22 protein-coding genes and 1 riboswitch are annotated in these 21,045 nt (G+C 44.6%); of the genes, 6 read left to right on the top strand and 16 right to left on the bottom strand.

What is annotated here, in order from left to right:
* Positions 1-143: 143 nt before the first annotated feature.
* From PCY71_RS14125 to PCY71_RS14105, 5 genes are all read right to left on the bottom strand, one after another.
* Positions 144-827, bottom strand: a complete 684-nt coding sequence (locus PCY71_RS14125) for a DUF4956 domain-containing protein (RefSeq protein WP_002895949.1) — start codon at positions 825-827, stop codon at positions 144-146.
* Between the two features lie 11 nt (positions 828-838).
* On the bottom strand, positions 839-1,570 hold the full coding sequence (locus PCY71_RS14120) for a polyphosphate polymerase domain-containing protein (RefSeq protein ID WP_002906906.1): 732 nt from the start codon (positions 1,568-1,570) through the stop codon (positions 839-841).
* Between the two features lie 376 nt (positions 1,571-1,946).
* Positions 1,947-3,416: a M56 family metallopeptidase gene (locus PCY71_RS14115; protein WP_301412789.1), complete on the bottom strand. Its 1,470-nt coding sequence runs from the start codon at positions 3,414-3,416 to the stop codon at positions 1,947-1,949.
* Positions 3,417-3,431: 15 nt separating this feature from the next.
* Positions 3,432-3,809 (bottom strand): BlaI/MecI/CopY family transcriptional regulator, encoded by a 378-nt coding sequence (locus tag PCY71_RS14110; RefSeq protein ID WP_002895954.1) that lies wholly within the window; start codon positions 3,807-3,809, stop codon positions 3,432-3,434.
* Between the two features lie 115 nt (positions 3,810-3,924).
* The gene (locus tag PCY71_RS14105; RefSeq protein WP_002902741.1) at positions 3,925-4,281 is read right to left on the bottom strand and encodes a DUF1304 domain-containing protein; all 357 of its coding nucleotides are present in this window, start codon (positions 4,279-4,281) and stop codon (positions 3,925-3,927) included.
* A gap of 189 nt (positions 4,282-4,470) precedes the next feature.
* Here PCY71_RS14105 and PCY71_RS14100 point away from each other — a divergent pair, with 189 nt between their 5' ends.
* Positions 4,471-5,787 carry an FAD-containing oxidoreductase gene (locus tag PCY71_RS14100; protein WP_002904172.1) on the top strand — a complete coding sequence of 439 codons (1,317 nt, stop codon included), beginning with the start codon at positions 4,471-4,473 and terminating at the stop codon, positions 5,785-5,787.
* A gap of 111 nt (positions 5,788-5,898) precedes the next feature.
* Entirely contained in the window at positions 5,899-6,867 is a 969-nt protein-coding gene (locus PCY71_RS14095) for an NAD(P)/FAD-dependent oxidoreductase (RefSeq protein WP_002904171.1), read from the top strand.
* Between the two features lie 33 nt (positions 6,868-6,900).
* On the opposite strand, the gene whiA is transcribed toward PCY71_RS14095, so the two are convergent.
* The 4 genes from whiA to PCY71_RS14075 are packed head-to-tail and all read right to left on the bottom strand — an operon-like array spanning position 6,901 to position 10,109.
* A complete protein-coding gene (gene whiA, locus PCY71_RS14090) occupies positions 6,901-7,812 on the bottom strand; it encodes a DNA-binding protein WhiA (RefSeq protein WP_002895960.1) in 912 nt (303 codons plus the stop codon).
* Positions 7,809-8,786 (bottom strand): YvcK family protein, encoded by a 978-nt coding sequence (locus tag PCY71_RS14085; RefSeq protein ID WP_002904170.1) that lies wholly within the window; start codon positions 8,784-8,786, stop codon positions 7,809-7,811. Before PCY71_RS14085 ends, whiA begins: the two co-directional genes overlap by 4 nt.
* Positions 8,783-9,673 carry an RNase adapter RapZ gene (gene rapZ / locus PCY71_RS14080; protein ID WP_002921728.1) on the bottom strand — a complete coding sequence of 297 codons (891 nt, stop codon included), beginning with the start codon at positions 9,671-9,673 and terminating at the stop codon, positions 8,783-8,785. The genes PCY71_RS14085 and rapZ overlap by 4 nt, the downstream gene beginning before the upstream one ends.
* 55 nt (positions 9,674-9,728) lie before the next feature.
* Positions 9,729-10,109 (bottom strand): RidA family protein, encoded by a 381-nt coding sequence (locus PCY71_RS14075; RefSeq protein ID WP_048774403.1) that lies wholly within the window; start codon positions 10,107-10,109, stop codon positions 9,729-9,731.
* Between the two features lie 132 nt (positions 10,110-10,241).
* Positions 10,242-10,286: riboswitch (PreQ1 riboswitch) on the top strand.
* A gap of 120 nt (positions 10,287-10,406) precedes the next feature.
* Between PCY71_RS14075 and PCY71_RS14070 the strand changes: the two genes are divergently transcribed.
* Positions 10,407-11,378: a nucleoside hydrolase gene (locus PCY71_RS14070; RefSeq protein ID WP_048774406.1), complete on the top strand. Its 972-nt coding sequence runs from the start codon at positions 10,407-10,409 to the stop codon at positions 11,376-11,378.
* A gap of 13 nt (positions 11,379-11,391) precedes the next feature.
* Complete coding sequence (locus PCY71_RS14065) at positions 11,392-11,943, top strand: ECF transporter S component (RefSeq protein WP_048774434.1); 552 nt, start codon at positions 11,392-11,394, stop codon at positions 11,941-11,943.
* Between the two features lie 88 nt (positions 11,944-12,031).
* Here PCY71_RS14065 and PCY71_RS14060 read toward each other — a convergent pair whose 3' ends face one another.
* The 7 genes from PCY71_RS14060 to cdaA all read right to left on the bottom strand — a co-directional run bounded on the left by PCY71_RS14060 (position 12,032) and on the right by cdaA (position 18,673).
* Positions 12,032-12,193, bottom strand: coding sequence for a hypothetical protein (locus PCY71_RS14060; RefSeq protein ID WP_002895966.1), 162 nt, complete (start codon positions 12,191-12,193; stop codon positions 12,032-12,034).
* A gap of 11 nt (positions 12,194-12,204) precedes the next feature.
* Entirely contained in the window at positions 12,205-13,515 is a 1,311-nt protein-coding gene (gene obgE / locus PCY71_RS14055) for a GTPase ObgE (RefSeq protein ID WP_048774407.1), read from the bottom strand.
* 50 nt (positions 13,516-13,565) lie between these two features.
* Positions 13,566-13,694, bottom strand: a complete 129-nt coding sequence (locus PCY71_RS14050) for a DUF4044 domain-containing protein (protein WP_002895969.1) — start codon at positions 13,692-13,694, stop codon at positions 13,566-13,568.
* Positions 13,695-13,811: 117 nt separating this feature from the next.
* A complete protein-coding gene (locus tag PCY71_RS14045) occupies positions 13,812-15,560 on the bottom strand; it encodes an Ig-like domain-containing protein (RefSeq protein WP_048774410.1) in 1,749 nt (582 codons plus the stop codon).
* Positions 15,561-15,625: 65 nt separating this feature from the next.
* Positions 15,626-16,978 carry a phosphoglucosamine mutase gene (gene glmM, locus PCY71_RS14040; RefSeq protein WP_048774412.1) on the bottom strand — a complete coding sequence of 451 codons (1,353 nt, stop codon included), beginning with the start codon at positions 16,976-16,978 and terminating at the stop codon, positions 15,626-15,628.
* A gap of 94 nt (positions 16,979-17,072) precedes the next feature.
* Positions 17,073-17,837, bottom strand: coding sequence for a YbbR-like domain-containing protein (locus PCY71_RS14035; protein ID WP_002902728.1), 765 nt, complete (start codon positions 17,835-17,837; stop codon positions 17,073-17,075).
* The gene (cdaA, locus tag PCY71_RS14030; protein ID WP_002902726.1) at positions 17,825-18,673 is read right to left on the bottom strand and encodes a diadenylate cyclase CdaA; all 849 of its coding nucleotides are present in this window, start codon (positions 18,671-18,673) and stop codon (positions 17,825-17,827) included. The genes PCY71_RS14035 and cdaA overlap by 13 nt, the downstream gene beginning before the upstream one ends.
* 231 nt (positions 18,674-18,904) lie before the next feature.
* Here cdaA and murT point away from each other — a divergent pair, with 231 nt between their 5' ends.
* Together murT and gatD are read left to right on the top strand one after the other, a co-directional pair.
* Positions 18,905-20,248 carry a lipid II isoglutaminyl synthase subunit MurT gene (gene murT / locus PCY71_RS14025; RefSeq protein ID WP_301412788.1) on the top strand — a complete coding sequence of 448 codons (1,344 nt, stop codon included), beginning with the start codon at positions 18,905-18,907 and terminating at the stop codon, positions 20,246-20,248.
* Entirely contained in the window at positions 20,248-21,033 is a 786-nt protein-coding gene (gatD, locus tag PCY71_RS14020; RefSeq protein ID WP_301412787.1) for a lipid II isoglutaminyl synthase subunit GatD, read from the top strand. The genes murT and gatD overlap by 1 nt, the downstream gene beginning before the upstream one ends.
* The last annotated feature ends 12 nt before the right edge of the window (positions 21,034-21,045 follow it).

The following is a 21,045-nucleotide window of genomic DNA, read 5'->3' as shown; positions in this document are numbered from 1 at the left end:
TTCACTCCCTTCAAGTCCAAAATCTATATAATCATACCACATATAGAAAAGAGTGTCAAGTATTTTCTGTAAGTATAATGTAGCTCCTTTTTATGATACAAACAAGAAGACCAACTGCTCTGCTGCAGCTGGTCTTCTTTTGCTTAGAGGGTTTTACGCTTCTTAGCAGCTTTGGAAAGGGAAATGTCCTGCACCTTATCATAGAACAGGAACTGCTGAATGAGCTCTCTGTCGCTCATGTCAGGATTCAAGTCAACAACATAGTCCAGCTTGATAGACTTCTTTTCAGCCGACTTGAGAGATGTCAGTTCGGCTGATTTACAAGTCGTTTCAAAGATAGCATCAAAGAGTACTTCGTAGTCAAAGTCAGCTGGAACCTGAACCTGGACATAACGTCTGGTCGGACTGACTGAAGTAAAGCTCATCTTTTCAAAGAGCATCCAGATGCCTGAAATAGCTAGAGTAAAGACAATTCCCAGTGCTACAAAGCCCATCCCCGTTGTAATCCCAATAGCCGTCGCCATAAAGATGGCTAGAAGCTCCTTGGAGCCACCCGCGGCCGACCGGAAGCGAATCAAACTGAAAGTCCCTGCTACGGCGACACTGGTGCCCAAATTTCCATTAACCAAGAAGATGATAATGGAAATAATGGCTGGCAAAAGGGAGAGGGTGACGACAAATTCCTTGGTATAAATGGTTTGGCGCTTATAGACCTTGGCCAAGATAATTCCTAAAACCACACTAGTTGCTAGTGAAAAAATCAATGCTAAAGGATTTATCTTGACTTCCGTAGAGGAGTAGATACTGTTAAATAACTGATTGAGCATAGACTACCTCCTTAGGCCTTGACTGTTTGAGTCAGCCTTTCTTTAGTTTTCAGGTAGGCATTGCCGTATTTTGAGAAGGACTGGTCTTCAAGACCGTATTTGTTCAGAATATCAGCCAACCACTGAGGATATTGACCAGGAACCTTGATTTCCATAATTACCTTGTCGTCATCCAGCAAGGGCAGTCCATAGCGGCCTAAAGCCAAGTCTACATCATAATCACGGTAGCGGATGTTGGAATCAACTGTCACACGGACTTTTTTATCTTCCAAGCCTCTCATAGAGTAGCGATCATAGCTAATCACCATTTTTGGCTTCAAGTCTATATAGCGCTCCTGTAACTGCTCCACTTCTGCCTTGACCCGATCATCAGAAATAGTATGGTCTGCCACACCGTTCACAATATAGTTGGTCACAGAGAGAGGATTCGAAACCAAACGGTATTTGAAACCTACTTCATCCCGTTTCTTCTTGATTTCCAAGAAAACTTGACTATCATCATTCGGCTGCTCAGCATAAGTCCGCATCCGCATTTTTTCGCGACCGCCTTTTCTGGCAATAGAATCCTGAATCATCTGGAACTCATCATTATCAAAATACACATTAGAAATGGTTGATGTCGCATAATCATCTGCGGTGAGGTAAGGTCTCATGTCAGCTTCAAGACGAGCTAGCATTGCCCGGTCAAGAATATACTTCGTTTCGATTCGTTGGAAATTTGTTTGGATTTGCTTTTGTTTCATTTGAATTCTCCTTTGATTCTACAAGTGTAGTTTATGCTTTTAAAAGAAATAGAGCTTCCGCTCTGCATCCTACAAGCGTCTGGATAAGCTTTACTTTCTTCTCCTTTCCAAGCAGTATTTTTCAAAAACATTCTACAAATGTAGTTTATAAATATATTCTACAATTGTCGTTTGTGAATGTCAAGAAAAAAGATAAATAATCTTTCATCTTTTTTAGCATTAGGAAACGAAGTGCAAACTGTAAGCAAAATCGTCCTAAAATAAAGATAAACTGATGACTAACTGCTCTTGGAGGATTGCTAATTCCCCTTTGAGAAGATAATAAAATTCTACCAGTCTAATCTTTTAAGAAACTTAAACTGGCAGAATCCTTTATTTAATCGTCATCATGGTCATCATCATCGTCCGGATCATCGGTGTCTGTCGTATGAGAGGAACTGTTCTGAGACGGAGTTTGAACTGTCGCTGTACTAGCTCCAGTGTTCGCTCCGGTCGAGCCCGCTGCTCCCGTATTCCCTGCGCCTGCAGTAGCGCTGTTGTCAGCTGGAGTTGATGCAGCTGACGAGGATGGGTTGACTTCTTTTTCGACCGTTACCGTCTTTTCGACAATGGTATGCTGCTTGGATTGGATCAGCTTTCCATCCTTAGCATTGACAATGGTTTCATGAACTGTTTGCCCGTGCGAGAAGCGAATTTTATAGGTGTCTTTCTCACGAGAAATTTGTAAATCTTTAATATCTGTTTCAGAAAGAGACAGCTCTTTTAAGACGGACGCTAGAGCCTGACGCTGACTGAGTCCTTGAGACTGTTTTTGCCCCGTCACAGGCTTGCTTTGTTGGGCAGCTGGACTTTCTAGAGCAAAGACCGAGCTAGTCAGGAGCAAAAGGAGAGGAACGGCTACTACAAAGGCAGCAGACAGAAACCTCTTAGGCAGGCGGTTATCCATGATACCGACAATCCGCCGCTTGAGATTAAACTTGTCAGAGTAAAAGCAGGTCGTCAGGGCAATTGGAGTCTTCTTACTGCGGTCTATCATGGTCAGAATCGTTTCACCGTAGAAAGTCCGATACTCTGTATCTCTACTGCTCAAAACATCGTAGTCACAATACATTTCTCCTGCTTCCTGAGTTTCACGGCAGGCAAAGCGGACAACCGGATTAAACCAGTGCAGACTCTTGGCGAAAATCCCTAAGAGATTAACTAAAACATCGCGGTGCTTATAGTGAGTCAGCTCATGCTTGAAAATCAGCTGCAGCTCTTCTTCTGTGTAGTCCAACTCTGGCAGCACGATTAAAATATCTCTGAAACCTAGCAGCATAGGACTTTGGGACATAGGATAGTGGAGCAGACGAATCAGGCCCTTAACTCCCATCTCCTGCTGAACAGCCCGCAGCTGAGCCATCGCTTCTTCGTCCTGAAACTCCGTGCCCCAGCGCTTCAGCATCTTTCTGAAGCGAATATAAGAATAAGCGTATCTTCCTATGCTAAAGACAAAGCCAATCAGCCAGATGGTAAAGAGAATTTCAAACCAAGGTAGACCCAGAAAAGCCTCCCACAGATTTGTCTGGGTAGCTTTTTCAACTGCTGGAGAAGCGCCCTGAGCTCCACCTGTCTGGGTGGCAGTCACTGCTGTCTGAACTACCGATCCTGTATTCAGCCGAATCAGGCCTGAGCCAAATTGGGGACGGAACGGAAACAGAAAACTCAGCAATATCAGAAACCAAATAAAATACTTCACTCTGACCGAAATCTTAGTCTTAAAGGCCGTAAAAAGCAGACTAAGCAAAAGCACCAAAATGGAAGTTGACAAACTGGTCAGCAGAAAAGAAAGAAGGAATTGTTTCATGCTTATCCCTCCATCCTACTTTCCTTGGTTGAGCAGACTGCGCAGCTCATCCAATTCATTTTCCGAAAAGGAGTTAGAAGAAAAGAGTGTTTTGACAAAACCGCCCATTGAACGGCCGCTGTGACGCTTCAAGAAATCCGAAGCCTCAACTTCCAGATACTCATCTTCTGAGATCAAGGCTGTATACTGCCTTTCACGCCCCTTACGGACACTTTCTAAAAAGCCCTTTTCAGTCAAGCGAGCCAAGACTGTCAGCAAAGTCTGGGGCTTCCAGTGATTGTCTGGTCCCAGCTTTTCCATGATACGGGCAGAGGTCGTCGGGGTAGGCAGCTGCCAAATTACCTTTAAAATAGTAAATTCCCCGTCTGGCAAACGTTTAATAGATCTTTTCATCGTTCCCACGCGCTTTCTAAATTAATGCTATTTCTAATTTTATTCTACACTTGTCTAACAAAAAAGTCAATCATTATATAAAAAAAGAGCGAGAAATCAATTTTCCTCACTCTATTTAGAAAAATAAACTAAGCAGGGTCAGCATCGCCAGCCCTCCTTGCTTAAGCAGGATTTTCGGGTCACTGGTCACTGCACCGTAAGCTGCTACCAAGATGATATAAACCATAAAAATTCCCAGCCAAACCGGACTAGACTGCACAAAGGCCGCAATCAGCACTAAAACAGCTATCAGCCCGTTGTATACTCCTTGATTTTTGAAAAGAGTATTGACTGACTGCTGCTCCAACTCCTCTTGTGACATACCGAAAACCCGAGCTGTCGCTGCAGAAGTCGTCGCGATGGTCTCCAAGTACAGGATGTAGAAAAATTCTAAGGCAACCAAGCTTGCCAAAATCAGTGTAATAATAGACATTTTGCCCTCCTAAAATAAATAATGAAACTTAGTATAACACAGACTGACTGGAACTGCGAAAACATTGCTCAAAAATGGACATTCTGTATAAAAATAAACACTAAAAATACTGAAGAAAAAAAGCGTAGCAGAAATCAGCAATTTCTGACTAGATGTGATACAATCTTTTTTGAAAAATGGAGGTAAATTATGTTAACCTATGATTTAATTGTCATCGGCTTTGGTAAGGCCGGTAAAACATTGGCAGCCAAAATGGCGGCCCAAGGAAAAAAAGTTGCTTTGATTGAGCGAAGCAAGGCTATGTACGGGGGAACCTGCATTAATATCGCCTGCATCCCAACCAAAACCCTGCTTGTCGCTGCTGAAAAAGGCCTGGCTTTCGATCAAGTCATGGCTGAAAAGAACGCTGTAACCAGCCGTCTCAACGGGAAGAACTACGCAGCAATCAGTGGCGCTGGTGTCGACATCATTGATGCGGAAGCTCATTTTCTTTCAAATAAGGTCATCGAAATCACAGCGGGCGATGAAAAAGAGGAACTGACTGCTGAGACTATTGTCATCAATACCGGTGCTGTTTCCAATGTCCTGCCGATTCCAGGACTGACTGAAACCGAACATGTCTATGACTCAACTGGCATCCAAAATCTGAAGGAACTTCCTAAACGCTTGGGAGTTCTGGGTGGCGGTAACATCGGCCTAGAATTTGCTGGACTCTACAACAAATTGGGCAGTCAGGTGACTGTGCTGGATGCTGCTCCTGTCTTTCTCCCTCGAGTAGAGCCTTCTATCGCTGCTCTAGCTAAGCAATACATGAAAGAAGACGGAATCCAACTCTTACAAAATGTACGTACCACACAGGTCAAAAATGATGGTGACGAAGTTGTAGTTGTGACAGAAGATGGAGAATTCCGCTTTGATGCCCTTCTCTATGCTACAGGCCGTAAGCCGAATATTGAACCACTGCAGTTGGAAAATACAGATATCGAGCTAACAGAGCGCGGAGCGATTAAGGTCGATAAGCACTTGGAAACATCTGTACCTGGCGTATTTGCAGCGGGCGATGTCAATGGCGGTCTGCAGTTCACTTATATCTCATTGGATGACTTCCGTATCCTTTATAGCTATCTGGCTGGCGATGGCAGCTACACACTGGAAGACCGTAAGAACGTCCCTACCAGCATGTTCATCACACCACCTTTGGCTCAAATCGGATTGACTGAAAAGGAAGCCAAAGAGCAAGGCCTACCGATTGCAGTTAAGGAGATTCCAGTCGCAGCAATGCCTCGTGGTCATGTCAATGCTGACTTGCGTGGTGCCTTCAAGGCCGTTGTCAACACTGAAACCAAGGAAATTGTCGGGGCAACTATCTTCTCAGCTGGAGCTCAGGAAATTATCAATATCCTGACTGTAGCCATGGATAATAAGATTCCTTACACCTACTTGAGCAAGCAAATCTTCACCCACCCAACGCTGGCTGAAAACCTTAATGATTTATTTGCTATCTAATTTTAAGCCCCTAATGGGGCTTTTAAGATGCCTTTAAAACATTTACTTACATTTCAATCCCTTTTTGTGGTACAATAATGCTAGTTTATTTTAAAAAGATTGAGGAAAATTATGTCTGAACTGTATGATATTACGATTGTCGGCGGCGGTCCAGTTGGCCTATTCGCAGCTTTTTACGCTCATCTGCGCCAAGCCAAGGTTAAAATCATTGATTCCCTGCCTCAACTGGGCGGTCAGCCGGCCATTCTCTATCCAGAGAAGAAGATTCTGGATGTGCCAGGCTTTACCAATCTAAGTGGCGAAGAGTTGACACAGCGTCTGATTGAGCAACTAGAAACATTCCAGACAGAGATTTGCCTCAATGAAACGGTTCTGAATATCGTTAAATCTGGTGATGGCTTCTCTATCACGACTTCTCAAGCCCAGCATCAAACCAAAACCATCATCATCGCCATGGGAGGTGGCGCCTTCAAACCGAGAGCTTTGGAGCTAGACGATGCTGAAGCCTACAGCAACCTCCACTATCACGTTTCAAACATCAGTCAGTACGCAGGCAAAAAGGTTGTTGTTCTGGGCGGCGGTGACTCGGCTGTTGACTGGGCGCTAGCTTTTGAAAAGATTGCAGAAACCAGTCTGGTTCATCGTCGGGACAACTTCCGAGCTTTAGAGCATAGTGTGGAAGAACTCAAGGCTTCTAGTGTTGAGATTAAGACACCATTTATACCGAGCCGATTGGTTGGTGAAAATGGCAAGATAACCCACTTGGAAATCAGCCAAGTCAAAGGAGAGGAAAGTCAGCTTCTGCCTCTGGATCACCTCTTTGTCAACTACGGTTTTAAATCCTCTGTCGGCAATCTCAAAGATTGGGGCTTGGAGCTCAACCGTCACAAAATTTTGGTCAATAGCAAGCAAGAAACTTCCGTGCCAGGTATCTATGCAGCTGGTGACTGCTGCAGCTACGAGGGAAAGATTGACTTGATTGCGACTGGGTTAGGTGAGGCACCTACTGCTGTCAACAATGCCATTAACCATATCTATCCTGAGCAAAAAGTCCAACCCAAACATTCTACAAGCCTATAAAAAAACAGCTGCCGAGCTCAAGCTCAGCAGCTTTTATAATTCATCTGCGATTTTATTGATTTTTCTCAAGCGATGATTGACGCCGCTCTTAGTCAGTGGCCGGCTCAGACTATCAGCCAACTGCTGGATGGAGTAGTCTGGATGCTGGATGCGAAGCTGGGCTACCTCCTGCAGGTCTACAGGTAGACTCTCAATGCCAATATTATCACTGATTTTAGCAATATTGTTGATGGTTTTCATACTGGCTGTGACCGTGCGAGCGATGTTCGCTGTCTCCGCATTATTGGCGCGATTGAGGTCATTGCGCGCTTCCCGCATGAGCTTAAGAGACTCAAACTCAGCCATGGCTTCCATAGCCCCGATGACAATGAGAAAATCCATGATGTCTTCAGCTCTCTGCAGATAAGTGACAGCCCCCTTCTTGCGCTCGATGGTCTTGGCATCAAGCAGAAAACGACGCATCAAGGCAGCCAAGTCCTCAGCATGATCCAGATAAACGGACAGGATTTCCAGCTGGTACTTGCCTGAGTCTGGCTCCCGCATGCTGCCATTTGAGAGAAAGGCTCCCCGTAGGTAGGCTCGACTGGCTTCGTCATCAGTCAAAATAGCCTGGTCAATCCCTGCCTCGATACCAAAAAAGGAGTCAGCCAAGTGCAGGTCAGAAAGGATTTCTTCCACTTTCTGATCTAGAAATACTGTATAAACACGGTTCTTGCGCAAGTTGGTCTTCTGATGGTGGCGGATTTCTGACTTGACCTGATAAAGGTCCGACAGTAACTCATAGAGATGGCGGGCAATCTTGGCATTTTCTGTTGTGACAGACAGGGTCAAACCACTGCTGGCCAAGCCCAAACTGCCAGACATCTTGATCATGGCTGACAGCTCATTTTTATCTCTGTTTGCCAGACTCAGCAATTCTTCTTTTACTTTTACTGTAAAGCTCATTTGCGTACCTGTATAATCTGCATCAATTCGTCAACAACCAACTCACCATCATGGAACGCTCCGCCATTTTCCAAACGCAGAAAATTCGAAGAAATAACTCGCGGAACCTGCTCTTGCAACCCCTGAAAATCATGCTCCACCTGTATCAGATATTCGTCAAACTGGTTACTGTCCATATACTCATGAGGGACAGGTTCGATATTGACCAAGACTGTATCTACAAACTTCCTGCCTAAATGACGGTGCAGGACTTGGACGTGGTCGCTGTCTGAAAAATGCTCTGTTTCGCCGCGTTGGGTCATGATATTGCAGACATAGGCCACTTCTGCCTTGGTGTCTAGAAGAGCTTGGCCAATTTCCTCAATAACGAGATTAGGCAAGATAGAGGTAAATAGTGAACCTGGTCCCAGAACCACCATATCGCTTTCTAAGATGCTCTCGACTACCTTTTTACTGGCAGCAGGCTTCTGGTCATCATAGGTATTGGTCACATAGACCCGCTCAATCATTCCACTCTTGCTGGTCAGATTGCTTTCACCGACAACTTCCGTCCCATCTGCAAACACAGCATGCAGAGTTAAAGGGGTGTCACTAGAAGGGTAGATTTTGCCTGTCGTATGGAAAAACTTGGTTAGAAGCTGCATGGCATTATAAGTTGAGCCCTGCATTTCGGAAATACCGGCAATAATCAGATTGCCCAAGGGATGCCCCGCTAGAACGCCGTCTCCTTCCGCAAAGCGATACTGGAAGACCTTCTCATAAAACTTTGGCATGTCAGACATAGCTACCAAGACATTTCGCAAGTCACCTGGCGGAGTTAGCTGTTGGATGTTTTTTCGCAGCTCACCAGAACTGCCTCCATCATCTGCTACTGTGACAATGGCTGTAATCTCTACATCCTTTTTACGCAGGCTGTCTAAAATAACTGAAATTCCTGTTCCACCGCCAATGACTGTAATTCGTGGCTTTCTCATGAGCGGTTCACCGTTTCTTTCCGACGGTTTTTGTCGCGGTGGCTGGCATTGACCGGCCAATTTTTAGCCAAATCATCTGCTAAGCGCTGAGCAAAGGCTACACTGCGGTGCTGACCACCCGTACAGCCCACAGCGATAGTCAGGATAGACTTTCCTTCCTTCTGATATCCCGGCAAAATAGGCTCAATCAAGCCTAGCAAGTTCTTGTAAAATTCTTCTGACTCGGCATGGTTCATGACATAATCAAAGACATCCTTGTCCAAGCCAGTTTGATTGCGCAGTTCAGGTTTATAGTAGGGATTGGGCAGAAAGCGCACATCAAAGACCAAGTCTGCATCCAAAGGCAGACCGTATTTGAAACCAAAACTCATGACCTCAATGCGGAAACTATGCATGTCAGCCTGATTTGAAAATTGTTCAGAGATGGTCTTTCTGAGTTCCCTTGGCGTCAAATCTGTTGTGTCCACGACATTTTGGCTTAGATTCTTCAGAGGTGCTAAGAGTTCGCGCTCCAATTTAATCCCATCTAAAATCCGTCCATCAGCTGCCAACGGATGGCTGCGACGTGTTTCCTTGTAACGAGCCACTAACTCCTTATCAGCTGCATCTAGGAAAAGAATCTTGAAATCTATATTCTCATTTTGCTCTAATTCATCCAAAACGTTCTGAATTTGCAAAAAGAAGGAACGGCTGCGCATATCTACAACCAGAGCCAATTTATCATTGTCAGTGGTCCCTTCGACCAGCTGCAAGAACTTCGGCACCAGAGTTGGCGGCATATTATCAATGGTAAAATAACCTAAGTCTTCAAAGGACTGGATGGCTACGGTTTTCCCTGCCCCGCTCATTCCAGTCACAATGACAAGCTGAATTTTCTTCTCAGACATAATAATCCTTTCATCAGATAGAATCCGTCAAAGAGTGGTTTTCCCCTGCTCTTTTTTAGAGAATCTCGGCAATAACCTCAATCTCAATCTTCACATCCTTAGGCAGGCGAGCCACTTCGACTGCTGAACGAGCTGGAAATGCTTCTGTAAAGGCTGTTTTGTAAACTTCATTAAAGGCCACAAAATCATTGATATCACTCAAGAAGCAAGTAGCCTTGACCACATGGTCAAAGTCTGTTCCAGCGGCTTCCAAAATGGCTGAAACATTTTTTAGCACCTGCTGGGTCTGCTCTTCAATAGTCGTCCCAACAATTTCTCCAGTTTCAGGAGACAGGGGAATTTGCCCGCTCGCGAACAAAAGATTGCCGACAATTTTTCCTTGAACATAAGGTCCAATCGCTGCTGGTGCTTTATCTGTATGAATCGTTTTTACCATAATTATCACTTCTCCTACTTATTTTTTTCATTATACCATAAAAAGATGGGGGTGACCATGCTAGTCTTACTCCCATTGACTTTTCCCTTATTTTTATTTATGATAAAGAAATAGAGAAATCAAAAACCCGGTTTTGGACTGGTTCGAAAACTTCCCAGAATAAAAAACTAAGTGCCTTTATATTGTATTTAAAATGTCTTGCGCATAGTTTTTTTGCTGTCTCCTCGATTAGGCTGACAGTTAAGAGGTTGGGACCGATTGTCTCAACCTCATTTTTATATAGGCAAAGGAGAACTCATGAAAAGAAAAATCATTATCGACTGTGACCCTGGTATAGATGATAGTCTAGCCCTAATTTATGCCATTCAACATCCCGATTTAGAAGTTGTAGCACTGACCATCGTCGCTGGAAATGTCCCAGTGGACCTTGGTGTTGAAAATGCCTTTAAAATATTAGAAAAACTGAACCGGCTAGATATACCAGTCTATGCAGGGGCAGAAAAACCTCTAGTCCGCGATTTCGTTTCAGCTCAGGATACCCACGGTATGGATGGTTTAGGCGAGAGCGGAATCAATCGAACAAGCAATTGTCAGCCCCAGCCTCAGAAAGCCTCTGAATTTCTGGCTACCTATTTCCAGAAGGCTCAGGACACTTCCCTAATCACCTTGGGACCATTGACTAATCTAGCACTGGCTATAAAGCAAAATCCCCAAATTGGAAAACATATCAAACGCTTTGTCAGCATGGGCGGCAGCTACAAATCTCATGGCAACTGCTCACCTGTAGCCGAGTATAACTACTGGTGTGACCCACACGCCGCTCAATTTGTCTATCAAAAGTTAGGCCGAAAAATCGAGATGGTGGGACTGGATGTCACACGCGCCATCGTCCTCACCCCCAATCTATTAGAGTACATGCGTTTCCTACAGCCAGAAGTAGCTGAGTTTGTCGGCCGTATCACGCGTTTCTACTGGGACTTCCACTGGGAATATGAACACATCATCGGCTGTGTTATCAATGATCCCCTGGCTATTGCTCATTTTCTGCATGAGGACCTTTGTATGGGCTTCGACTCCTATGTTGAAGTCGTAACCGAAGGCATTGCTCTTGGACAGACTGTGGTTGATGCTTATGACTTCTATCATAAACCAGCCAATGCCTATATTGCAACTCAAGTCAGTCCCTCACTCTTCTTCCAAGACTTCTTAGCTATCCTCCTGAATCAGCCTAAGGAAACGATTGCTCAAGACCTATCATCACTTTTATGAGGAAAATTTTATCATGAAAAAATCGACACCCCTTATCCTAAGCTTCTTGTCTATCTGTATCGCTCTTAACTACGTGGGAGCTAATATTGCACTTTTTCTGAAATTACCTATCTATCTAGATACCTTTGGAACGATTCTAGCTAGCTTAACCTTAGGGCCTCTTGCTGGGGCTGGCGTTGCCTTTCTCAGCGCCCTCATTGGCTGGATGACAACCGATATCTTTTCTCTCTACTACTCGCCAGCCGCTATCATCATTGCTCTTTCAGCAGCTTGGTTTTTTAAAGAAAAAGGAAGCTTAAAGCTCAGTCTTCTCTGGAAAACCCTATTGGTAGCCCTTCCAGGTACCCTAGTAGCCTCTGCAATCACTGTCCTGCTCTTCGGAGGCATAACATCCAGCGGATCCAGCCTCATAGTCCAAGCCCTGCGGGGAATGGGAGTCAACCCCGTCCTTAGTATCGTCCTCGTCCAAATACTGACTGATTATGCAGACAAGCTTATCGTTCTAGGTGTCTGCCTAGCTACTCTCCCTCGAATAAAAGCAGTCAGTCCTAAAATCTTTGCTTAAAACAAAGATTAATTACCTTAACGAATACATCTTTAGCGCAAAAAAAAGCAGCTGAGTAGGATTATTTCCTGCTCAGCTGCTTTTTATCTTATTCCTCCTCTGCTTTCGCTAATGCTTCTCTTTCCAGACGTAGCTTGCGCTTAGGGTTGAGTTTATTAAAGAGCTCTTCTAGCTTTTCTGCATTCCAGACGTCGGCTGCAGAGACAAAGTTTCCATTTTCATCGCGAAAGGATATTGGTTTATCACCCATTGCAAGCCTCCTTAGTCAACGAATTCAAACTCAAACTTGCCGATGCGAACCAGATCGCCATCCTTGGCTCCGCGAGCCCGAAGGGCTTCATCAACTCCCATACCACGCAGCTGACGGGCAAATTTCATGACTGCTTCGTCTCGATCGAAGTTGGTCATATTAAAGAGTTTCTCAAGCTTATCACCCGACAGCACCCAAGTCGCATCATCATCACGAGAAATTTCAAAGGCTGGTGCTTCTTCGTCAAAGCCATAGTAAGCTTCTTCTTCCATTTCAGACTCATCATAGAGCAAGAACTCTGGTGTCTTATCCAGTAATTCTGCGGTCGCATCCAAGAGGGTCGCAAGTCCCTGCTTGGTCAAGCTGGAAATCGGGAAGATTTGTGGCAGCTCCGCAAATTCATCATAATTAGCCGCTAATTTCTCTTTGAATACCTTGAGATTTTCAGCACTATCTGGCATATCCATCTTGTTAGCAACAATAATCTGCGGACGCTCCATGAGACGAAGGTTGTAGGATTCCAACTCTTTATTAATGGCTAGATAGTCCTCATAAGGGTCGCGCCCCTCACTAGCTGACATATCGATGACATGTAGGATAACCCGTGTCCGCTCAATATGACGGAGAAACTGGGTTCCCAGTCCTACACCTTGACTGGCCCCTTCAATCAAACCTGGTAGATCTGCTACTGCAAAGGACTCTCCAGAGTGAGTGCGAACCATGCCTAGATTAGGCACGATGGTCGTAAAATGGTAAGCACCAATCTTAGGTTTAGCCGCTGTAATGACGCTGAGCAGAGTGGATTTTCCGACAGAAGGGAAGCCGACCAGACCAACGTCTGCTAGTACCTTGAGCTCCAGCAGAAGCTCCCGTTCTTGACCTGGTTCTCCATTCTCAGAAATCTCCGGAGCAGGATTTTTAGGCGTCGCAAAGCGGATATTTCCACGACCGCCTCGGCCACCACGCGCTACAATAAATTCTTGGCCATTTTCTACCAAGTCCGTCAGCACCTTTCCCGTCTCCGCATCACGAACTGTCGTCCCCTGCGGCACTCGAACAATCAAGTCCTCTGCCCCTCGGCCATGCATTCCCTTGGTCATGCCCTTTTCACCAGACTGAGCCTTGAAGTGCCGATTGTAGCGAAAGTCCATCAGGGTACGCAGGCCCTCGTCTACGACAAAAACAACATTTCCGCCACGACCGCCATCACCGCCCCAAGGACCGCCATTAGGAACATATTTTTCACGGCGAAAAGCCACCATGCCATCGCCACCATTGCCAGCCTTAACTTGAATCTTGGCCGTATCTAAAAACATACTCATTTTTTCTATTCTCTTTTTCTAGTCTAAAAAAACGCCCTGAAGCGTTTGGATTAAAAGATTGCACTGAGAGCGGAAGCAAAGATAGCTCCAACTGTCACGATGAGCATGATAATCACGACCAGCATCGTCAATTTTTCAAATCCTGTTTTTTTGCGTTGTCCGTTATCTCCAAAAGCCACGATAACACCTCTATCCTTTAAAAATTACTAGGTCTATTCTAACATGATTGCTCCGTTTTTTCAAATGGAAAAGTATGTAAAAAGGCTTTAAGAGAAAACTCTTAAAACCTTTGAATCTTATCTAGTCTTCTTTTGAAGAAAGACATAGCTTCCAAAGCCAACTAAGATTGCCAAACCTGCAACTGACAGCCAAAGTGTAGTTTCTTGACCAGTCTTAGGCAGAACTTTTTTGTTGCCTCCTGCAGCACCCGGATCATTGGTACCATTGTTTGAATTGTTATTTCCATTTCCTGGATTGTCTGTTCCACCCTTTGGATTATCGGAACTGTTACCAGGGGTATTGTTACCATTACCTGGGGTATTATTCGGATTATTGTTTGGATTGTTGTTAGGGTTGTTATTTGGATTGTTTGGATTGTTGTTATTGCCAGGAGTTGGCGGCTGAACTGACTTACCTGGATCATTACCTCTATAAGTATTTGTAAAGACTGGATCCAAGTCATACTTGACAGAGCCTAAAAGCTCACCATTAACATCTGTTACAGTAACTGTCAGCTGTGCTTCCTTGTCATCATAGACGTAGTTAGAATCGTTTCCTGGGATTTCCTTGATGCTATAGCGGTAAGTACCAGCAGCACTGTAGTTTAAAGCCTTGAAGTTGATAGAGCCGTCTGCTTCATTGGTAACAGTTTGAAGCAAGTTACCACTTTCGTCAAAGAGACCAAAGGTAAACTGACCTTTTTCTAACTCTTTGTTAACAAGCTTCTTCTGAGCCTTAATCATTACGTCTTTTGCCAACAATCCGCTTCCTTTACCAGAACCATCTTCTAAGCGGACTGACTTAGTAATAGTACGCTCTGGGAAGCCTTTAGCTGTCCAAGACAAGGTGTTGTTAACCACATCACCTACTTGAACACCATCTGGTACGCGAGTAGAGTACTCGATGTACATTGGCCAGTTGTAGTTATCACCAAAGTTGATGGTAAAGCCATTAGCATCACCATTAGCATTTTGCGTAAGAACCGCCTTGTTAGTGAAGTTATCCAAAACAGGCAGAGTCAGCAAGTGCGCTTCATTGCGGATACCACCTTCTACAGGAGCATAACGAACTGCGCGCAGTGTACCTGGTACCAGTGTCAGACCGTCGCCAAAGTTGTCTGAAATCACCATGTTACGAAGCATGTCCTGTCTTGCATTCAGGATAATGCGCCATTTGACAATCTTTGGATCGCTACTGTCTTGGTAACCATATTTCATTTCATATTCACCAGCAGTTCCTTCTACCTTTTCATATTGGAAAGAAAAATCTGTCTGGCCAAATTTGAAGGAAACCGGCCCTGAATTTTGCACCTTGTCGTTATTAACTCGTACATTAAAAGTCAGGGACATTTCTTTTTGTTCGGTGTAGTTAGTAAAGTAATTACTAAACGTTACTGTAACCGTCTGACTTGCTGGATTCGCTTGAGCTTTTCCGACTACTTCTCCCTTGTGATTGACAACATCAGATACTTGGAAGTTTAAGGGAGTAATCAGGGTTAATTCCTGCGGCAGTGAGAAAGTAAGAGTGTCCCCTTCAGCGATAGTTTGAGATGACGGGAATGTGAAACTAGTTGTTACAGACAGAGTTTCATTGGTCATAACTGTTGAGTCACTTGTTAATGGCACACCATCTTTGGTAATGCTTGTTTGCTGGGTATAATCTGTTACCTCAGCAGCCTGTGTCCTAGCAGCCAAACCAAGACCTGTAACAATGGCCGTTAACAAGATTAAAATTTTAAGAATAAGTGTTTTCTTATTTTTCATCTTATACTCCTTTCGTAGCTTATTATACCAAGAGTATTGCAATTTATCAACATTTTTATTCAAAGTGTTTAAAAATTCATACGAATATAAAAAAACCAAGACATTATGTCTCAGTTTCTTTACATTTATTAGTCTATCCCAATTTCATCTCGAACAACATTAGCAATGGTATCTACATAATAATTTACTTCTTCGTCAGTCGGTGCTTCAGCCATGACCCTCAGCAGAGGTTCTGTTCCGCTCGGACGAACCAAAATCCGGCCATTGCCAGCCATTTCGGCTTCCATTCTCTCAATCACCGTCTTGATAGCAGGGACTTCCATCGCCTTATCCTTCATGCTGTTTTCCACACGGATATTGACCAGTTTCTGCGGATAGATGGTTACTTCAGCAGCCAATTCAGAAAGTTTCTTACCTGTTTCCTGCATGACCTTGGTCAATTGCACAGCTGAAAGCTGACCGTCACCTGTCGTATTGTAGTCCATGATGATAACATGTCCAGACTGCTCGCCACCTAGATTATAGCCATTCTTGCGCATTTCCTCTACAACATAGCGGTCACCGACTGCGGTCACAGCCTTTTGAATACCTTCACGCTCCAAAGCCTTATGGAAGCCTAGGTTGGACATGACGGTCGTAACAATTGTATTCTGCGCCAGCTCACCTTTCTCAGACAGGTACTTACCGATGATGTACATAATCTTGTCACCATCTACCAGTTCGCCATTTTCATCTACTGCAATCATGCGATCGCTATCTCCATCAAAGGCCAGACCAATCGCGGCACCAGACTCACGGACAACTTCCTGCAAAGCTTCTGGATGCGTAGATCCAACATTCAGATTGATATTGAGGCCATCTGGATTTTCTCCGATAATGGTCAACTGTGCGCCTAGATCCGCAAAAATCTGACGGGCACTGGTTGAAGCCGCACCGTTGGCCGTATCTAAAGCTACATGCATTCCTTCTAGTTCTAAGCCGGTTGATACCAAGTATTGTTGGTACTTGCGCAGTCCTTCTGGATAATCCACCAAGTCACCCAAACCTTCTGCGCTTGGACGTGGCAGGGTATCTTCTGCTGCGTCCAGCAAAGCTTCGATTTCCAACTCACGCTCATCATCCAGCTTATAGCCGTCACCACCAAAGAATTTGATACCATTATCCAAAGCTGGATTGTGGCTGGCAGAAATCATGACTCCGGCGCTGGCTTTCTCTGACTTGACCAGATAAGCTACACCAGGCGTTGCAATGACACCCAGTTTATAGACATGAATCCCAACGGACAAAAGTCCTGCAACCAAGGCGCTTTCCAGCATTTCTCCTGAAATTCGAGTATCCCGGCCAACAAAGACCCGAGGCACTTCACTTTCATGCTGGCTCAGAACATAACCACCAAAGCGGCCAAGTTTAAAGGCCAATTCCGGCGTTAATTCTACATTTGCTTCTCCGCGAACACCATCGGTTCCAAAGTATTTACCCATTATAAATAGTTTCCTTTCATAAGACCTGGATGTAAAGATATAGGCTGCAAGCAAGGCAGATTGCTTTAATCCAAGTTTATTTTCAAAATTTTATTTAGTTTTTATTTGATGAGCTCGTATTTGAGCTGCTGTTAGAGGAAGACGAGCCTGAGCTGTCTGCTGTTTTAGTGTTGACACGCATAGTTGTTTCAAATGGTGTCACCACGCTTGGCATGACATTTCCCTGACCATCAACAGCCTGCAGCGGTGCTGTTCCGCTGTAGTTGCCAGTGATAATGACATTAGTCGGGAGAATGGCCACGACAGACTCTATCTTAGACAGGGTCTCCTCGTCACTGGTAACTGTAGCTTCCTTATTTTCCAAGGTCACACCACTGATAGACACATTTTCAGCCACCTGGCTGTCTGTGATGAGGTAGCGGACCTCAACCTTCTTGCTGGCCTTTTTACCAATCTTAACAGAAATCTTCTGCGGAGTGACTGTAGCAGTCAGACCGCTCGGTAGGTTTTCCACTTTTAGCGGAATCTCTACTGTGCCTTCTGTAGCCTTGGAAAGATCAGCAACGACTCTAAATTTTCGAGTGCTTTCCTGCATTTCACTGGCTAGATTGACCCGGTTGGAGCCTGTCAGAGCGACGGAAACTTCAGAAGTGAAACCGCTGATAAAGTAATTCTCACTGTCATATTTGATGTCAATCGGCACATTGGAAACCGTATTGGTATAAGTTTCAGATGTGACCTGTCGAACTCCAGTATTGTTTTGATAACTGCTGGAGGTTGCATAGACAAAAAGCACTAGGGCAAAGAAAAACGAAGAGATGATATAAAGAATTTTTTTACGTTTTTTCATTTCTTCCATCCTCCCATGAAGCGTTTTTTCAAACCTGCTGGCTTGTCCTGCTCTGATAAGAAGACCTTTCTCAGCTCTATCTCAAACTCATCCAAAGTCAAATCATGCTTGAAAATTCCATTGTGCGTAGTGGAAATACCGCCGGTTTCTTCTGAAACGACAAAAGTAAAAGCATCGGATACTTCAGACAGGCCAATAGCTGCGCGGTGCCGGGTTCCAAACTCCTTAGAGATACCGCTGCTTTCTGTCAGAGGCAGGTAGGCACAGGAAGCCGCAATCTTATTGTTTTTTATAATAACAGCTCCATCGTGCAATGGCGTATTAGGGATAAAAATGTTGATTAGCAGCTCTCCGGACACATCTGCATCCAAAGGAATCCCTGTTGCAATGTACTCCTGCAAGGTGCGGGTTCCCTGAATAGCCACCAAAGCCCCGATTTTCCGCGGACTCATATAGGCAACAGACTTGACAAAGGCCTGAACCATTTTTTCTTCGTTACTGATGGGCGTTGTAGAAAAAATATCTGTTGCCCGGCCCAGCTTTTCCAATCCTGCTCGAATCTCAGGCGAGAAAATCACCACGGTCGCAATGACCCCGTAGGTGATGACCTGATTGATCAACCAAGAAATGGTGGTCAAGCCAATGATATTGGCAAAAAACTGTGCCAAGATAAAGAAGAGCACCCCGCGGACCAGAATCATAATCTTGGTACCGGCAATGGCCTTGATTAGATAATATAAAATCCATGCGACGATAGCGACGTCAATAATATTAATTACAATCCTCCAAGGGTCAGAAAACAAACTGGCCCAATATTGGAGATTGGTTAGTTGTTGAAAATTCATACTTAGACTTCCTACTCCTCTACAAACAAAATCAAACAGCTGTAGCAACAAATCGAACTTATTAAATCTAGTAATAGCCTGATTTTGTCTTGTAGTCAGAGTTTACTCAATTAACTTCTCTCTTTTTATTTTACAGTGGGTCTTAACGCTTAAAGACTTACCAACCCATTATATCACGTTTGTCAATATTTTTCTGTAACCTTCTTTACTTTTTATGATAAAATATTTCTTATGAAGATAAATACAGCCTTGGGCCTCTTGGCAGGCAAGTCCTCCCACTTTGTTCTCAGCAAAATGGGACGTGGCTCGACCCTGCCAGGGAAAGTTGCCCTGACATTTGACAAAAATATTTTACAAAACCTAGCAAAGAACTATGAGGTCGTTGTTGTTACCGGAACCAATGGTAAAACCCTGACTACAGCTCTGACAGTAGGCATTCTCAAGGAAGCCTTCGGAGAAGTGGTGACCAATCCCAGCGGTGCCAATATGATTACCGGGATTACGACAACCTTCCTGACAGCTAAAAAAGGCAAATCTGGCAAGAATATCGCTGTGCTGGAAATAGATGAAGCCAGCCTATCTCGGATTTGTGATTATATCAAGCCTAGCCTCTTCGTCTTTACCAATATTTTCCGTGACCAGATGGACCGCTATGGTGAGATCTACACGACCTACCAGATGATTCTGGATGCTGCAGCTAAAGTGCCTGAAGCGACTGTACTGATGAATGGTGACAGCCCCCTCTTTAACTCGGTCAGTCTGAAGAATCCTGTCCGCTACTATGGATTTGATACCGAGAAAGGCCAAGCTCAGCTGGCTCACTACAATACAGAGGGCATCCTCTGCCCCAAGTGCGAGCACATCCTCAAGTATGAGCTCAACACTTATGCCAATCTGGGAGCTTATATCTGTGAGGACTGTGGCTTCAAGCGTCCTAAACTTGACTACAGCCTGACCGCTCTCAAAACACTTGAGCATAACCGCTCGGCCTTTACCATTGATGGTCAAGACTATCAAATCAATATCGGAGGACTTTATAATATCTACAATGCCTTGGCCGCTGTATCAGTAGCTCAGTTCTTTGGTGTCGAGCCAGCTACTATCAAGGCTGGCTTTGACAAGAGCCGGGCTGTCTTTGGCCGTCAGGAAACCTTCAAAATTAGCGATAAGGAATGTACCTTAGTCTTGATTAAAAATCCGGTCGGAGCCACCCAAGCTTTGGATATGATTGGACTTGCACCCTTTGACTTTAGCTTGTCTGTCCTACTCAATGCCAACTATGCAGACGGCATTGATACCAGCTGGATCTGGGATGCTGATTTTGAGAAGATTCTAGAGATGGAGATTCCTCATGTCATTGCAGGTGGTGTGCGCCACTCCGAGATTGCTCGTCGACTGCGGGTAACGGGCTATCCAGCAGATCAGATTACTGAAGTCAAAGATTTGGAAGCAGTCTTTAAGACCATTGAGCAGCAAGAAACCAAGCATGCCTATATCTTAGCAACTTATACCGCTATGCTGGAATTCCGCGAGTTACTAGCAGAACGGCAAGTGGTCAGAAAGGAGATGAACTAATGGTATACAGATCCCTCACTTCTCCCGAAAACCAGGACTATCGCTACAATGTAAAGATTGCCCACCTCTATGGCAATCTCATGAATACCTACGGTGACAACGGCAATGTCCTCATGCTCAAGTATGTGGCTGAAAAGCTAGGTGCTAGGGTTGAAGTCGATATCGTCTCTCTAGAAGATGACTTTGACAAGGACAGCTACGACATCGTCTTCTTTGGCGGAGGTCAAGACTATGAGCAAACGATCGTGGCTCGTGACCTGCAAGCTAAAAAAGAAGCTTTGGAAAGCTTTATCAATGAAAACGGCGTAGTGCTAGCTATCTGCGGTGGGTTCCAACTCTTAGGCCAATACTATATCGAAGCTTCTGGTCGACGAATCGAAGGCCTGGGCATCATGGGTCACTATACCCTCAACCAGACCAAAAACCGCTATATCGGTGACATCAAGATTCATAACGAAGAATTCAATGAGACCTACTACGGCTTTGAAAATCACCAAGGACGGACTTTCCTCTCGGACGATGAAAAACCTCTGGGCAAAGTCGTCTATGGAAATGGCAACAACCAAGAGGATGGTTGCGAGGGTGTTCATTATAAAAATGTCTTTGGCTCCTACTTCCATGGCCCTATCTTGTCCCGCAATGCGAACTTGGCCTACCGTCTGGTGACCACCGCTCTGAAAAACAAATATGGCTCAGATATTCAACTAGCCGCTTATGAAGATATCCTTGCCCAAGAAATCCCAGAAGAATATGGAGATATCAAGAGCAAGGCTGAGTTTGAATAGATAAACAGGAGA

It is taken from the genome of Streptococcus sp. SN3, assembly GCF_030439905.1.
Note: the sequence above shows the minus strand (reverse complement) of the source record. Positions and strands in the feature narration are given on the sequence as shown.

Excerpts from the sequence above, each read along its gene's own strand:
- PCY71_RS14125 (WP_002895949.1), bottom strand. The coding sequence starts at position 827 with ATGCTCAATCAGTTATTTAACAGTATCTACTCCTCTACGGAAGTCAAG.
- PCY71_RS14120 (WP_002906906.1), bottom strand. The coding sequence starts at position 1,570 with ATGAAACAAAAGCAAATCCAAACAAATTTCCAACGAATCGAAACGAAG.
- PCY71_RS14115 (WP_301412789.1), bottom strand. The coding sequence starts at position 3,416 with ATGAAACAATTCCTTCTTTCTTTTCTGCTGACCAGTTTGTCAACTTCC.
- PCY71_RS14110 (WP_002895954.1), bottom strand. The coding sequence starts at position 3,809 with ATGAAAAGATCTATTAAACGTTTGCCAGACGGGGAATTTACTATTTTA.
- PCY71_RS14105 (WP_002902741.1), bottom strand. The coding sequence starts at position 4,281 with ATGTCTATTATTACACTGATTTTGGCAAGCTTGGTTGCCTTAGAATTT.
- PCY71_RS14100 (WP_002904172.1), top strand. The coding sequence starts at position 4,471 with ATGTTAACCTATGATTTAATTGTCATCGGCTTTGGTAAGGCCGGTAAA.
- PCY71_RS14095 (WP_002904171.1), top strand. The coding sequence starts at position 5,899 with ATGTCTGAACTGTATGATATTACGATTGTCGGCGGCGGTCCAGTTGGC.
- whiA (WP_002895960.1), bottom strand. The coding sequence starts at position 7,812 with ATGAGCTTTACAGTAAAAGTAAAAGAAGAATTGCTGAGTCTGGCAAAC.
- PCY71_RS14085 (WP_002904170.1), bottom strand. The coding sequence starts at position 8,786 with ATGAGAAAGCCACGAATTACAGTCATTGGCGGTGGAACAGGAATTTCA.
- rapZ (WP_002921728.1), bottom strand. The coding sequence starts at position 9,673 with ATGTCTGAGAAGAAAATTCAGCTTGTCATTGTGACTGGAATGAGCGGG.
- PCY71_RS14075 (WP_048774403.1), bottom strand. The coding sequence starts at position 10,109 with ATGGTAAAAACGATTCATACAGATAAAGCACCAGCAGCGATTGGACCT.
- PCY71_RS14070 (WP_048774406.1), top strand. The coding sequence starts at position 10,407 with ATGAAAAGAAAAATCATTATCGACTGTGACCCTGGTATAGATGATAGT.
- PCY71_RS14065 (WP_048774434.1), top strand. The coding sequence starts at position 11,392 with ATGAAAAAATCGACACCCCTTATCCTAAGCTTCTTGTCTATCTGTATC.
- PCY71_RS14060 (WP_002895966.1), bottom strand. The coding sequence starts at position 12,193 with ATGGGTGATAAACCAATATCCTTTCGCGATGAAAATGGAAACTTTGTC.
- obgE (WP_048774407.1), bottom strand. The coding sequence starts at position 13,515 with ATGAGTATGTTTTTAGATACGGCCAAGATTCAAGTTAAGGCTGGCAAT.
- glmM (WP_048774412.1), bottom strand. The coding sequence starts at position 16,978 with ATGGGTAAATACTTTGGAACCGATGGTGTTCGCGGAGAAGCAAATGTA.
- PCY71_RS14035 (WP_002902728.1), bottom strand. The coding sequence starts at position 17,837 with ATGGAAGAAATGAAAAAACGTAAAAAAATTCTTTATATCATCTCTTCG.
- cdaA (WP_002902726.1), bottom strand. The coding sequence starts at position 18,673 with ATGAATTTTCAACAACTAACCAATCTCCAATATTGGGCCAGTTTGTTT.
- murT (WP_301412788.1), top strand. The coding sequence starts at position 18,905 with ATGAAGATAAATACAGCCTTGGGCCTCTTGGCAGGCAAGTCCTCCCAC.
- gatD (WP_301412787.1), top strand. The coding sequence starts at position 20,248 with ATGGTATACAGATCCCTCACTTCTCCCGAAAACCAGGACTATCGCTAC.